The sequence below is a fragment of the Streptomyces albidus (ex Kaewkla and Franco 2022) genome, from assembly GCF_013870515.1.
Classification (GTDB): Bacteria; Actinomycetota; Actinomycetes; order Streptomycetales; family Streptomycetaceae; genus Streptomyces; species Streptomyces albidus.
Window position 1 is genome coordinate 1 of sequence record NZ_JACBXA010000161.1, and the last position, 13,747, is coordinate 13,747.

The following is a 13,747-nucleotide window of genomic DNA, read 5'->3' on the forward strand; positions in this document are numbered from 1 at the left end:
TCGGCGTCGAGCATGGCCTGCAGCACGGCTGAATCGCTCGTGCCCGACTCGGCCCCCGAGCCCGCGCGGCCGGGAGCCAGCAGGCCGATGTCCTCCGGGGGAGGGGCCGGAGGACGGCCGGGGTCGGGGCCTGGATCCGCGTCAGTCGAATTCAAGGAAGACCGTCTCCTTCTCGCCCTGCAGCCTGATGTCGAAGCGGTACGAGCCCGGGGCACGTTCTGCCGTCGCCACCAGGGTCTCGCGCCGATCGGCGTCGAGCGAGGCGAGAAGCGGGTCGATGGCGTGCGCATCGGTGTCCTGAGGAAAGTACACGCGGGTGAAGAGATGATGCAGCAGTCCGCGTGCGAAGACGCACACGCTGATGTACGGCGCGTGCCCGGGACGGGCGCCGGGCGGGAGGGTGCGCACGCTCCATTGCCCGTCCGCATCCGTGGGCACGCGGGCGAAGCCGGTGAAGTCCACGCCGTTGCGGCCCAGGTAGCCGCCGGTGACCGGGTCGCGCCGCAGGGAACCCGGTGCGCCTGAGAGGTCACCGTCCGTGTCGGCCTGCCACAGCTCGATCAGCGCGTCCGGGATGGGCTCCCCGGCGCCGTCGTAGACCCTGCCGTGCACGGTGATGACGTCGGCATGCCCGGCGGGTGCGACGTCGCCTCCGCCCGGGAACGGAAGGGCGTAGCCGTAGAACGGGCCGACAGTGTGGGACGGGGTGGGTTGCAGGGCACTCATCGGCGGCCCTCCTCGATCCAGGTTGCGGACGGACCGTCGAGCACGATGTCCCAGCGGTAGCCCAGCGACCACTCCGAACGGGACAGGCTGTGGTCGTAGGTGGCGACCAGCGCCTGCCGTGCCGACTCGTCCGTGACGGACTGCAGGATCGGGTCGTAGGCGAAGAGCGGGTCGTTGGGGAAGTACATCTGCGTGATCAGCCGCTGTGTGAACGCGGAGCCGAACAGCGAGAAGTGGATGTGGGCCGGGCGCCAGGCGTTCTCGTGGTTGCGCCACGGGTAGGCGCCGGGCTTGATCGTGGTGAAGCTGTAACTGCCGTCGTCCCCGGTGAGGGTGCGTCCGACGCCGGTGAAGTGGGGGTCCAGCGGCGCGGGGTGCTGATCGCGGAGGTGGGCGTAGCGGCCGGCCGCGTTGGCCTGCCACAGCTCGATCAGCTGCCCGCGTACGGGACGCCCGGCGCTGTCCAGGAGCCTCCCGGCGACGGTGATCCGTTCGCCCAGCGGCTCACCGTGGTGCTGCCGCGTGAGGTCGTGGTCGATGTCGGTGACGTCGGTGCTGCCGAAGACCGGCGTGTGCAGCTCGACGGTCTCCGGGTCGGGCTGCACGGGCACGAGCGGCTGCTTCGGATGACGCAGCACGCTGCTGCGGTAGGGCGCGTAATCACGGGACGGATGGTGGGCGGCGGGTGCGCCGCCGGCACGTGACTTCTCGTACGCGTCGCGCAGTTCGGCGACTTCGCGGTCGATGTCGTGCTGACTGAGGGACATGTGGACGTACTCCTGTCGGTCCTCGCGGACGGACGCAGCGCAGCGGGGATATCGAGCTCGAATTGCTCAGTGTGCTGACTATTTCTGCGAAGCTCCTTCGACGCTGCCACTCCGCGCCAGGTGCGTCAAGACCATGGCAAAGGCGGGGTGGTCTCGACACTCAGTGCCTTCTGACGCGAGAATCAGTCAGTACACCCATTGATTCTGGCGGATGAGCAGCCATGAGGGAGAGCGATGGCGGCGGTCGATCTGAGTACGCACCCCGGGCATCTGGCCCGCCGGCTCCAGCAGGCGCACTCGCTCCTGTGGGGGGCGATGGTCTCCGAGGAGACGACGTCGCCGCAGTTCGCCGTGCTCAACGCGCTGGAGGAGAAGCCGGGCATGGACCAGCGCACCCTCAGCGAGCACGTGCACCTCGACCGCTCCACCATCGCGGACCTCGTGGCCCGCCTGGCCGGTCGGGAACTCGTGGAGCGCGTGCGCGACCCGATGGACGGGCGCCGCAACGTGCTGAAGCTGACGGAACAGGGCAGCCGCGTGCACAGGAAGCTGGTCACCCGGACGGCGCGGATGAACCGCGTCTTCCTCGCACCGCTCGACGTCGACGAGCAGGAGACCCTGCTGCGCCTGATCGCCCGTGTCGCCGGGGCGGCCGAGGAGCTGCGCGGCTGAGGCGGGGCGCTGCGTGAACGATCCGGCGCGCACGATCCGGCAGTTGTGATCCGGACAGGTGCGCCCTCAGGCGCCGCGCGCCTCTCCGTCCGCCGGCGCCGTGGACGTCAGCGCGTCCGGCAGTGGAAGACCGGGACCCCGACCGCCGGGTCCTCCAGACAGCGTCCCGTCTCCAGGTCGAAGCGCTGTTTGAGCAGCGGTGAGGCGACGAAGGACCCGCCCTCCGCGGAGCCGAGCAGGCCTCGGGAGAGGACGTACGCCCCCGTGAAGGGGTCGCGGTTGCCGATCACGTACGGGCGGCCGGAGCGGTCCAGGAACACGGCGGCCTGCGTCCCGTCGGGCAGCAGCGCGGCGACACCCCGGCCGGGGGTGAGCTCGTCCAGGGCGCACACCGCGAACCAGCGCTGCCCCTCGCGTACTTCGATCCGCCGCGCTGCGGTGCTGCTCTCAGCGGGGGCGCCGGGCGCGGTCGTGACGGTGGTCGCGGTCATCGGGAAGCGGTCCCTTCGAGTTTGCGGTCTGCGGTGCGTACGGGGATGTCGGGCCCGGAGAGCAGCGTCAGGTCGGGCTTGATCTGCTCGCGCTCGGAGACGAACTGCACGGACGGGTCCGGGACGCCCGGCGCGTTGACGAAGGAGACGAACCGCGCGAGCTTCTCGGGATCGGCCAGGGTCGCCGCCCATTCGTCCCGGTAGTGGGCGACGTGATCGGCCATCAGGGCCTCCAACTCGTCGCACAGACCGAGCGAGTCGTGCACGACGACGTCCCTGACGTGGTCGAGGCCGCCCTCGATCCGCTCGATCCAGGCCGACGTGCGCTCCAACCGGTCAGCCGTGCGGATGTAAAACATCAGGAACCGGTCCGTCAGCCGAACCAGTTCGGCGTCGCTCAGATCCTGGGCCAGCAGGTCGGCGTGGCGTGGTGTGGCTCCGCCGTTGCCGCCGACGTAGAGGTTCCAGCCGCTCGAGGTGGCGATGACTCCGAAGTCCTTGCCCATCGCCTCGGCGCACTCCCGGGCGCAGCCGGAGACAGCCGACTTCAGCTTGTGCGGGGAACGCAGTCCGCGGTAGCGCAGTTCGAGGTCGATGGCCATGCGGACGCTGTCCTGCACGCCGTAGCGGCACCAGGTGCTGCCCACGCAGGACTTGACCGTGCGCAGGGCCTTTCCGTACGCGTGGCCCGACTCGAAGCCCGCATCGACCAGCCGTGCCCAGATGCCCGGCAGCTGATCGACGCGCGCACCGAACATGTCGATGCGCTGGCCGCCGGTGATCTTCGTATACAGGCCGAAGTCCCGGGCGACCTGTCCGATGACGATCAGCTTCTCAGGGGTGATCTCGCCGCCGGGGACGCGGGGGACGACCGAATAGGAGCCGTTCCGCTGGAGGTTGGCGAGGAAGTGGTCGTTGGTGTCCTGGAGTGCCGCCTGCTCACCGCCGGGTCCGCCGAGGATGTGGCCGTCCGCGCCGATGGAGGGCGCGAGCGAGGCGATGATCGAGGCCACGGTCGGCTTGCACACCTCGCAGCCGTCGCTCTTCCGCGCCTCCTCGCGGCCGTGCGAGTCGAGCAGCCCGGCGAAGGTCGTCACCTGCAGGGTGCGAACGATCTCGTACAGCTCGGCGCGCGTGTAGGCGAAGCAGCCGCACAGGCCCTTGTCGACGGTGACGCCGTTCGCCTCCAGCTCCGCGTCGACGATCTGGCCGAGCACCTTGACGCAACTGCCGCACCCGGTGCCCGCCTTGGTGCACTTCTTCACCGACGGCACGTCCGTGCAGTCGTGTTGGTTCACGGCCGCGCGGACGGTGCCTTTGTCGACGTGGTGACAGTTGCAGACGACTGCGTCGTCGGGCAGAGCCGCCGGGCCCAGCGCCGACGGGGCGCCGGCACCGGCAGGCAGCACCAGCGACTCGGGCGGTACGGGCGGCACCGACCCGGTGAGTGCGCGAAGGGTGCCGTACGCCTCGGCGTCACCGACCAGGACACCGCCGAGCAGGGCGCCGTCGGGGGCGACGACGAGCTTCTTGTACACACCGGCACGGGAGTCGGAGTAGATCACGTCCAGAGCGCCCTCGGCCGTGCCGTGCGCGTCGCCGAAGGAAGCCACGTCGACGCCGAGGAGCTTCAGCTTGGTCGAGGTGTCGGCGCCGGTGAAGGTGCGGGGAGCTTCGGCCGCCGTCCCCGCCGGTGCGGCCTCCGGTGACCCGTCCCCGGGCGCGAGTTGCTGTGCGATCGCCTCTGCGGCGCTCTCCGCCATGTCGTATCCGGGTGCGACCAGCCCGTACACGATGCCGTCGACGGCCTTGGCGCACTCGCCGATCGCGTACACCTGCCGGTCGCTGGTGCGGCAGCGCTCGTCGATGACGACTCCGCCGCGTTCCCCCACGTCGAGGCCGCTGTCACGCGCGAGCTGGTCGCGTGGGCGTACACCCGCCGAGAAGATCACCATGTCGGCCGGGATCTGCGAACCGTCCGACAGCGTCATCGCCGTGACAGCACCGTTCTCGTCGGCGACGATCTGCTCGCCGGCGACACCGGTGTGCACGTTCAGCTTCATCTCTTCGAGGGTGCGGCGCAGGGCCGAGCCGCCGCCGGCGTCCACCTGCAGGGACATCAGCCGCTCGTTGAACTCGACGATGTGCGTGGCGAGTCCGAGCCCGCGCAGCGCGCCAGCCGCCTCCAGACCCAGCAGCCCGCCGCCGACGACGACGCCCGTCCGCGCGGCTCCCTTCGCGTACTCCTCGATGGCGAGCAGGTCCTCGATCGTGCGGTAGACGAAGCAGCCCGTGCTGTCCTTGCCCGGGACCGGCGGTACGAAGGGGAACGAGCCGGTGGCCATCACCAGGGCGTCGTAGGCGAACGTGCGTCCCGAGCGCGAGGTGACGGTCCGCCGCTCCCGGTCGACTGCCGTCGCCGGGTCGCCGACGTGCAGTTCGATCCCGTGCTCGTCCATGAACCCCTCGTCGGTGAGGGAGAGTTCAGCGGGCGTCGCGCCGGAGAAGTACGAGGTGAGCCGGACGCGGTCGTAGGCGGGGCGCGGTTCCTCGCACAGCACGACCACGCGTGCGGTGCCCGTCGCCCCGCGTGCTGCCAGGGCCTCCAGGAAGCGCTGGCCGACCATCCCGTGACCGATCAGCACAATCGTCGGCGTCGTCATCTAGGAACCCCCATCGTGGGTGAGCAGGTGGAGCAGCGGTTCGGAGGGCAGCAGTTCGTCGCCCTCCCAGGTGCGGGCGAGCGTGCCGACGGCGGCCAGGTCGCCCAGGAGGATGCCGCCGACGAGCCGGTCGTCGCGGACGACGACCTTCCGGTAGGTGCCGCGGGTGGCGTCGGTGAGACGGACGACGTCGTCGTCCTGCTGCGACGTCGGCTCGCCGAACGCGGCCAGGTCGAGCGGGAGTCGGCGGTCGCCCGCGAGGGTGAGACGGGTGAGCGCGCGCGTTCCCCGGTACCGCGGGGCTGAGTCGTCGGCATCCGTGACTCCGGCATCCGTGACTCCGGCATCCGTGACGGCGGCATCGGCGGTGAGGATCCTCGCGAGGGCGTCGGCCTGCTCCTGCGCGGGGCCCGCGAGCCCGTACAGGACCCCGGCGTGCTCGGCGCAGTCGCCGATCGCGTGCACGTGCGGGTCGCTCGTACGCAGCTGGTCGTCCACGACGACGCCCCTCGCGATCTCCAGGCCGGCCGCGCCCGCCAGCCCGACCCGGGGGCGCACGCCGCAGGCGAGGACGACGAGGTCGGCGTCGAGCGTGTAGCCGTCGGCGAGTTCGACTGCGCGGACGGAACGAGCAGCGGCCGTCGTCGAACGGGCCGATCGGGGAGCGCCTGGGCTGTCGCTCTTGCCGTTGCCGTCGCTTTCGCCGTCGTGCTGCGTGTGCAGGCCGCGGACACGGCACTCGGTGTGCACCTCGACGTCCAGCTCTTCCAGGTGCCGCAGCAGCAGTGCCGCGGCGGCGTCGTCGAGCTGCCGTTCCATGAGGCGTTCGCCCTGGTGCGCGAGCACGACCTGTGCGCCTCGCCGGGCCAGCGCGCGTGCCGCGGAGACGCCGAGCAGGCCGCCGCCGATGACCACCGCGCGCGTGCCTGTCCGCACCTGGTCGCCCAGGGCGAGGCAGTCGTCCATGGTGCGGAAGGCCCGTACGCCCTCGGGGAGTTCACCGCCGCCGGGAGTGAAGAGGCCGCGCAGGGGCGGCAGCACCGGATTCGCTCCGGAGGCCAGCACGAGCGTGTCGTAGGCCTGCGCGCTGCCGTCGTCACAGATGACGCGGCGCTCCGTCCGGTCGATGCGGACGGCACGTACGGCGCGCTTCCACCGTGCCGCGACGGCGGGGAGCGCGATGACTTCCGGTGCGTACCGCCCGGCCAGAACGTCCGCGAGCAGCACCCTGTTGTACGGGGCGTGCGGTTCCTCGCCGAGGACGGTGAGGTCCACGTCGGCCCCGTCGAGTTGCTGCGCGAGGCGTGCGCCGGCCATGCCGCCGCCGATCACCACCACACGCTGTCGCAAGGTCATGGAACGAGACTGCGGTGCGCCTGTTACCCGGGGGCATCACCGTCGTTTCCCGCGCGCAACGCTGCCCTCAGCGTGCGGATGCGGCTGCTGTGAGCACCGCGGCGCAGACGCCCCTGCCCTTCGCGCGGCGAAACCGCCATACCCACGGGCCCTCTGTCAGTGGCGCCCCCCATGCTGGAGCCATGTACCGCGAACGGCGATCGCAGCTGGACGGCGCGGTGGTGTGGACGCAGAGCCGCGCACCGGCCGGGCAGAGCCGTGTGCTGCCCGACGGCTGCATGGACCTGCTGCTGTGGGACGACGCGCTGGTCATCGCCGGGCCCGACACCTGCGCCCATCTCGTCTCCCGGCGGCCCGGCACCCGTATGACCGGGCTGCGGTTCCCACCGGGGATGGGCCCGTCCGTCTTCGGCGTACGGGCGCACGAGTTGACGAACCAGCGCGTGCCGCTCGGTGCGGTGTGGCCGGAGCGCACGGTGCGCGTCCTCGCGGACCGGGTCGCCGGTGCTCCCGAGCAGGGGCGGGCGCTGGAGTCCCTGGCGGCCGGCCGGCTCAGGGAAGAGCCCGGGGACGTGCCGTTCGCGGCCTCTTTGACGGGAACCGTCGCGCGTCTGCTCGGACGGGGGCGGGCAGTGGCGGAGGTGGCCGGTGCCGTCGGTCTGAGCGAACGGCAGCTGCACCGGCGCTGCCGGGATGCCTTCGGCTACGGGCCGAAGACCCTGGCGCGCGTGCTGCGGATGCGTGAGGCGCTACGGCTGGCCGCGGAGGGTGGGCCGTTGGCCGGGGTCGCCGTGACCGCCGGGTACGCCGACCAGGCCCATCTCTCGCGGGAGATCAGGGCGCTGGCCGGGGTGCCGGTCACGGAGTTGCTGCCTCAGGAGAGCCGCGCGAACAGATCGACCCCGTTGCCGTCGGGATCTGCCACGACCGCGTAGCGCTGACCCCAGAAGGCGTCCCAGGGCTCCTTGTGCCCTTCGTGGCCGGCCCCGGTCAGCTCCGCGTACAGCTCGTCGACCGCGGCGGGGGAGTCGCAGAGGAACGCGAGCCCGAGGCGCCCACCACCCCGCGGCCCCGGGTTCCAGCCGGGGTCGAAGGACTGGATGGTCTCCTCCGTGTCCCAGGCGATCCGCAGTCCGCCGGGCAGCGACGCCTCGACGTGCGGCTGGCTGTCGGCGTCGGCGGGGATGTCCAGACCGAGCCGCCGGTAGAAGGCGAGGGAGGCCGGCATGTCGGCGGTGACGAGACCGATGAGGTCGAATCTTGGTGTCATGCCCGCACGCTAGGCGGCGCGGCCCGCGCCGGTCTTGAACGAATCGGACGTGGCGAGGGGTGCCGCAGGTCGAGGACCGTCCGCACACCCCCGGCCACCTGGTGCGCACCCATCGCGTGCGCCTCCCGCAATGGTCACGCACACCATAGGCACGGCCCGCTGAATGGTCTCCCGGTCCAGGTTGCTTCCGGTTGTGCAACGTTGCGCTCCCCGGGGGCAAGCGGACTCTTCCTTTCCGGCTCGCCGGTCGCCAGGATCTGCCGAACGAGCCGAGGTCAGGGGTGCGTCGCCCCGCTACGCGAGCGCCGCGGCCCGAAGAGCGAGCGAGGTAACCATGGCCAGCAATGCCGACACCGAACCGGACACCGGGGCACCCGAGAAGGAGACCTTGCTCGCACGGGCCGCTCTGCGGTTCACCGCGTTCACCGAGAGATGGCTCCCGGACGCCTTCGGGTTCGTACTCGTCGGCACGTTCCTGATCTTCGCGCTGGGCCTGTCGACGGGGGAGCGTCCCACCGCTCTCGTGGACGCGTGGGGTGAGGGCTTCTGGTCGCTGATCGAGTTCACCCTCCAGATGGCGATGATCATCATCGGGGGGTACGCGGTCGCGGTCTCCGCGCCGGTCGCCAAACTGATAGCCCGGCTTGCGCAGATACCGAAGTCGCCGCGCAGCGCGATCACCTTCACCGCCGCGGTGGCGATGATCAGTTCCTATCTGAACTGGGCGTTCAGCCTGGTCTTCACCGCGATCCTCGCCAAGGAGATCGCCCGCGTCGTCCGCGGCGTCGACTACCGCGCACTGGGCGCCATGTCCTTCCTCGGGCTCGGGACGGTCTGGGCGCAGGGCCTGTCGGGCTCCGCGGCCCTCCAGGTGGCCAGCACGGTCTCCAGCCCCAAGCCCGTGCAGGACGTCATCGCCGACGGGCGCGGCGGAGAGAAGGTCATCCCGCTCACCGACACGATCTTCACCTGGCAGAGCCTCGTGGCGACCGCGGCCATCTTCGTGGTGGCGCTCGTCATGGCGTGGTTCCTCGCACCGTCCCCCTCACGTGCGAAGACCGCCGAGGATCTGGGGATCGAGCTGCGGCCGCTGGTGGAGGAGCACGCGGTCGAGGTCAAGCGTTCGCGTCCCGGCGACTGGCTGGAGAGCAGCCCCGTCTTCACCGTCCTGATAGGGCTGCTGGGGCTGTGGTACCTGGTGCGGCACTTCTCGGCGGCCGAGGGCAACCCGATCACGGCGATCGACCTCAACACCGTCAACCTCATCCTGCTGCTGCTCGCCCTGTGCCTGCACTGGCGCCCGGTGCGCATGGTCGACGCGGTCCGGCGCGGCGCCCCCGCGGCATCCGGAGTGCTGCTGCAATTCCCGCTGTACGGCGGCATCTTCGGCATGATCGCGTTCACCGGCATCTCCAAGCAGATCGCCGGCTGGCTGGTGAGCGTCTCCAACGAGGTCCTTTTCGCACCGTTCATCGCCCTCTACTCGGCCGTGCTGGGTGTCTTCGTCCCCAGCGGGGGCAGCAAGTGGGTCATCGAGGCTCCGTACGTGATCGACGCGGCGAACCAGCTGCACGTCAACCAGGGGTGGATGGTCGTCGTCTACGACCTCGGAGAGGCGTCGGCGAACCTGCTCCAGCCCTTCTGGATGCTGCCCACCTTGGCGATCCTGGGGCTCAAGGCGCGGGACATCATGGGGTACACCTTCGCGATGTTCCTTGCCTGCTTCCCCGCCGTCCTCATCATGGTGACCGTGTTCGCGGGGACGCTGCCGTTCCCGTAGGGCGTGTCCGCGAAGTTCCGCCTGGGGCGCGGGGAAAGCGGACGACGCTACTTCGCGGACACCCCCTGGAGCGCAGTCCGTGCCGGTCGCACGCGTCAGATGTGAGGGTGAGGGCATGGCCGATACCGAGACCGGAATTCTGACCGTGCTGACCACGACCGACAGTGAGGGGAAGGCGCGCGAACTCGCCGCCGGCGCCGTGTCCCAACGCGTCGCCGCCTGCGCGCAGATCAGCGCGCCCGTCACCTCCGTCTACCGGTGGGAGGGCGCCGTCCAGCACGACCCCGAGTGGCAGGTGCTGTTCAAGACGAGCACGGCCCGCTACGGCGATCTGGAGGCGTACATCCGGCAGGCGCACGACTACGACGTGCCGGAGATCATCGCGACGCCCGTGGTGCGCGGCGGCTCCGACTACCTCGCATGGGTGGCGGAGGAGACGGACGCAGGGTCGCCGCCCGCGGAGTGACTTCCTCCAGGTGACCCCCTGGTGATCCGCGCCGGATCACCAGGGGGTTCGCCGGCTTCCAGGCCGTGCGCGGCGGTTCAGCCCTGCTGTGCGGCGGCGGCCGGATCCATCCACACGACCTCCCAGTGGTGGTCGTCCAGGTCGTAGAAGCTGCGCCCGTACATGAAGCCGTGGTCCTGGGGATCGCCTGCCGGCTGACCGCCCGCCGCAAGGGCCTTGTCGGTGAGGTCGTCGACCTGCTCCCTGCTCTCGGCACTCAGAGCGATCATCACCTCGGTGCTGGTGCGGGAGTCGGCGATCTCCTTCTTCGTGAACGACTTGAAGAAGGGCTCGACGAGCAGCATGGCGAAGATCTCGTCGCTGATGACGAGGCATGCCGCGTTCACGTCGCTGAACTGCGGGTTGAAGGAGTAGCCGAGCCGGGTGAAGAACTCCTTGGACTTTTCGAGGTCGTTCACCGGGAGATTCACGAAGATCTTCGTCGACATGAGCGGGCACCTTTCTCGTGTCACGTCTGCTTCTTCCGAACTGAGCTTTTCCTGACTTCCGGGCCTTTCCTACGAGAAGTGAGACCGGCGGTCCGGCCGCAACTCATCGGTGCCGTCGAAGATTTCGGGAGAAGAGACTTCGGGAGAAGTACGCGAACGTTCCCGGCTGAAGGGCCGAGCGCCTTCCCGCCGTCACGGCGCCTGCGCCGCCAGCTCCACGCGTACCGCGCAGACCTTGAACTCCGGCATCCGCGAGGCCGGGTCGAGGGCGGGGTTGGTGAGGGTGTTGGCCCTGCCCTCCCCGTACCAGTGGAAGGGCATGAAGACGGTGTCAGGACGGATGCCGCGGGTCACGCGGGCCGGTGCGACGGCACGACCGCGGCGGGAGACCACAGCGAGCGCGTCGCCGTCCACGGCGCCCAACTGCCCCGCCAGGCGCGGGTGGAGCTCGACGAAGGGGCCGGGTGCGGCGGCGTTGAGCTCGTCGACGCGCCGCGTCTGCGCACCCGACTGGTACTGGGCCAGCACCCGGCCGGTCGTCAGACGCAGCGGGTACTCCTCGTCGGGCTCCTCGGCGCTGGGACGGTGCGCCACGGGGGCGAAGCGGGCGCGGCCGTCGGGAGTGGCGAACCGGTCGAGGAAGAGCCGCGGGGTGCCGGGATGGGCGGTGACGTGCCCGGTGCCTGCCCCGTCGGGCTCCGGGCAGGGCCAGAACAGTCCGTCGTCCTCGGCGACACGGGCGTACGTCATGCCCGAGTAGTCGGCGGGCCCGCCGGCAGAGGCGCGGCACAGCTCCTCGAAGACCTCCTCCGCGTCGACGGGGAAGCCCTTCTCCCAACCCAGCCGGGCCGCAAGCTCGTTGAGGACGCCGAGGTCGGTGCGCACTTCCGCGGGCGGGTCGAGGGCCTTGCGCCGCAGCAGCACACGGCCCTCCAAATTCGTCGTGGTGCCGGTCTCCTCCGCCCACTGGGTCACCGGCAGCACCACGTCGGCCAGGCGTGCGGACTCGGAGAGCACCACGTCGCACACGGCGAGGAAGTCCAGTGAACGCAGCCGCTGTTCGACGTGCCCGGCACGCGGCGCGGACACGGCCGGGTTGGAGCCCATCAGCAGCAGCGTGCGGATGTCCCCGCCGAGCGCGTCCAGCAGTTCGTACGCGCTGCGCCCGGGCCCCGGCAGAGCCGCGGCGTCCACACCCCACACCTGCGCCACGTGCGCCCGTGCGACCGGATCGTCCAGCTTGCGGTAGCCGGGCAACTGGTCGGCCTTCTGGCCGTGTTCACGTCCGCCCTGTCCGTTGCCCTGGCCCGTGAGGCAGCCGTACCCGGACAGCGCCCGCCCCGCCCGTCCCGTCGCCAGGCACAGGTTGATCCAGGCGCTGACCGTGTCGGTGCCCTTCGAGTGCTGCTCCGGTCCGCGCGCGGTGAGCACCATCGCGTTCTCCGGGTCGCAGAACAGCTGCACCGCCCGGCGCAGTTCGGGCACGGGCACACCCGTGATCCTCTCCACCAGCTCCGGCCAGTGCGCCATCGCCGCGCTGCGGACCTCCGGCCAGCCGCTGGTACGGGCGTCGATGAAGTCCTGGTCCAGCCTGCCCTCGGCGACGACCAGGTGCAGCAGGCCCAGGGCGAGAGCCAGGTCGGTGCCCGGCCGCGGGGCGAGGTGGAGGTCGGCCTGTTCGGCGGTGCGGGTGCGCCGTGGGTCGATGACGATCAACGTGCCGCCGTTCGAGCGCAGTTCGGTCAGGTGCCGCAGCGCGGGAGGCATGGTCTCCGCGAGGTTCGAGCCGACGAGGACGACGCAGCCCGTACGCGAGACGTCCGAGAGCGGGAAGGGCAGTCCGCGGTCGAGGCCGAAGGCCCGGGTCCCGGCGGCGGCAGCGGACGACATGCAGAAGCGGCCGTTGTAGTCGATCTGCGACGTGCCCAGAACGAGCCGCGCGAACTTGCCCAGCGCGTACGCCTTCTCGTTCGTCAGGCCGCCGCCGCCGAAGACTCCCACGGCGTCCGCACCGTGCAGGCGGCGCGTGCGCTCCAGCGCCCCGGCGACCAGGTCCAGCGCCTCCTCCCAGGTGGCGGGCTCCAGTTCGCCGGAGGAGCTTCGCCGTACGAGCGGCCGGGTGATCCGTGCGTGCGACGCGAGTACGGCGGGCGCGGTGCGGCCCTTGCTGCACAGCGCGCCCTTGTTCACGGGGAACGCCGGACGTTCGGCCACCTCCACGCCCGCCGACGTCCCGTCTGCACTCGCGGCGCCCTCCACCGGCCGAAGCGTCATGCCGCACTGCAGCGCGCAGTACGGACAGTGCGTGTCCGTGCCGGTGGCGCTGCCGGAGCCGGATCCCGTGCTGGTCGCCTGGTCGATCTGCATGGGCACAGGCTGGTTCGTCTCTGTTACGGACGGCGTTCTCCCCGGTTACGCCCCCGGCAAGCGGCCCTCAGCGACGGCCCCGCTCGCCGGTGAGGCGCGGAGATGTGAGCAGGCCGCAACGACCCGTGATGCCGGCGCAACAGCGACGCAAACACCGCTCGGCAGACTCGCCACATGAAGGCGTCGCTCTCACCTCACCCCGGCCCCCTCCACAGCCTCGACAGCACGGCGCAGCTCATGACCCGCTTCACCAGCCAGCTCCACACCCAGCTCCGCTCGATACGCCGCCCGGCGCCGGCCGCTCCCGTGCTCGTGGCCGTCGCCCACGGCTCGCGCGACCCGCTTGCGCTGCGTACGGTCACCGCCCTGCTCGAGTCCGTGCGCGCCTCGCGTCCCGGACTCCGCGTCGAGCTGGGCCACATCGAGCTGAACGAACCAGCCCTGCCGGACACCCTCGCCTCCCTCCCCGCCGGGAGCCGGGCCGTACTCGTCCCGCTGCTCTTCGGACGAGGGCACCACGTCAAGCACGACATCCCGCTGGCGCTGGCCGGCGCTCCGCAGCTGCGCGCATCCGTCGGGCAGCCGCTCGGGCCCCATCCGCTGCTCGCCGTCGCACTGCACGAGAGGCTGCTGGAGGCGGGCTGGACCGACTCCCATACCGGCAAGTCGGCCGTCGTGCTGGCCTCCGCCGGTTCCCGCGA

13 protein-coding genes are annotated in these 13,747 nt (G+C 71.0%); 5 read left to right on the forward strand and 8 right to left on the reverse strand.

Annotated elements, in window-relative coordinates; genetic code table 11:
- Nucleotides 1-141: 141 nt before the first annotated feature.
- Entirely contained in the window at nt 142-726 is a 585-nt protein-coding gene (gene pcaG / locus H5J26_RS21030; RefSeq protein WP_181767472.1) for a protocatechuate 3,4-dioxygenase subunit alpha, read from the reverse strand.
- A complete protein-coding gene (gene pcaH / locus H5J26_RS21035) occupies nt 723-1,493 on the reverse strand; it encodes a protocatechuate 3,4-dioxygenase subunit beta (RefSeq protein WP_181767473.1) in 771 nt (256 codons plus the stop codon). Before pcaH ends, pcaG begins: the two co-directional genes overlap by 4 nt.
- Nucleotides 1,494-1,727: 234 nt before the next feature.
- Here pcaH and H5J26_RS21040 point away from each other — a divergent pair, with 234 nt between their 5' ends.
- The gene (locus tag H5J26_RS21040; RefSeq protein ID WP_181767474.1) at nt 1,728-2,165 is read left to right on the forward strand and encodes a MarR family winged helix-turn-helix transcriptional regulator; all 438 of its coding nucleotides are present in this window, start codon (nt 1,728-1,730) and stop codon (nt 2,163-2,165) included.
- Nucleotides 2,166-2,272: 107 nt separating this feature from the next.
- Here the strand turns inward: H5J26_RS21040 and nirD are convergent, their stop codons facing one another.
- Genes nirD through H5J26_RS21055 form a run of 3 tightly spaced genes read right to left on the reverse strand, consistent with a single transcriptional unit; the run spans nt 2,273 to nt 6,675 of the window.
- Entirely contained in the window at nt 2,273-2,656 is a 384-nt protein-coding gene (nirD, locus tag H5J26_RS21045; protein WP_181767475.1) for a nitrite reductase small subunit NirD, read from the reverse strand.
- Entirely contained in the window at nt 2,653-5,319 is a 2,667-nt protein-coding gene (nirB, locus tag H5J26_RS21050; RefSeq protein WP_181767476.1) for a nitrite reductase large subunit NirB, read from the reverse strand. Before nirB ends, nirD begins: the two co-directional genes overlap by 4 nt.
- Complete coding sequence (locus H5J26_RS21055; protein WP_181767477.1) at nt 5,320-6,675, reverse strand: NAD(P)/FAD-dependent oxidoreductase; 1,356 nt, start codon at nt 6,673-6,675, stop codon at nt 5,320-5,322.
- Nucleotides 6,676-6,857: 182 nt separating this feature from the next.
- On the opposite strand from H5J26_RS21055, the gene H5J26_RS21060 reads away from it, so the two are divergent.
- Nucleotides 6,858-7,610, forward strand: a complete 753-nt coding sequence (locus H5J26_RS21060) for a helix-turn-helix transcriptional regulator (protein ID WP_181767478.1) — start codon at nt 6,858-6,860, stop codon at nt 7,608-7,610.
- Here the strand turns inward: H5J26_RS21060 and H5J26_RS21065 are convergent.
- Entirely contained in the window at nt 7,550-7,945 is a 396-nt protein-coding gene (locus tag H5J26_RS21065; protein ID WP_181767479.1) for a VOC family protein, read from the reverse strand. The two genes, H5J26_RS21060 and H5J26_RS21065, sit on opposite strands and share 61 nt — an antisense overlap.
- A gap of 334 nt (nt 7,946-8,279) precedes the next feature.
- Between H5J26_RS21065 and H5J26_RS21070 the strand changes: the two genes are divergently transcribed.
- Together H5J26_RS21070 and cutA are read left to right on the forward strand one after the other, a co-directional pair.
- On the forward strand, nt 8,280-9,725 hold the full coding sequence (locus tag H5J26_RS21070) for a short-chain fatty acid transporter (RefSeq protein WP_181767480.1): 1,446 nt from the start codon (nt 8,280-8,282) through the stop codon (nt 9,723-9,725).
- Nucleotides 9,726-9,840: 115 nt separating this feature from the next.
- Nucleotides 9,841-10,191, forward strand: a complete 351-nt coding sequence (cutA, locus tag H5J26_RS21075; RefSeq protein WP_181767481.1) for a divalent-cation tolerance protein CutA — start codon at nt 9,841-9,843, stop codon at nt 10,189-10,191.
- Nucleotides 10,192-10,268: 77 nt separating this feature from the next.
- On the opposite strand, the gene H5J26_RS21080 is transcribed toward cutA, so the two are convergent.
- Nucleotides 10,269-10,679: a VOC family protein gene (locus H5J26_RS21080; protein WP_181767482.1), complete on the reverse strand. Its 411-nt coding sequence runs from the start codon at nt 10,677-10,679 to the stop codon at nt 10,269-10,271.
- A gap of 192 nt (nt 10,680-10,871) precedes the next feature.
- Nucleotides 10,872-13,046: a molybdopterin oxidoreductase family protein gene (locus tag H5J26_RS21085; RefSeq protein ID WP_181767483.1), complete on the reverse strand. Its 2,175-nt coding sequence runs from the start codon at nt 13,044-13,046 to the stop codon at nt 10,872-10,874.
- Nucleotides 13,047-13,220: 174 nt separating this feature from the next.
- Here H5J26_RS21085 and H5J26_RS21090 point away from each other — a divergent pair.
- On the forward strand, nt 13,221-13,747 hold a 527-nt coding region (locus H5J26_RS21090; RefSeq protein WP_181767484.1), incomplete at its 3' end, for a sirohydrochlorin chelatase.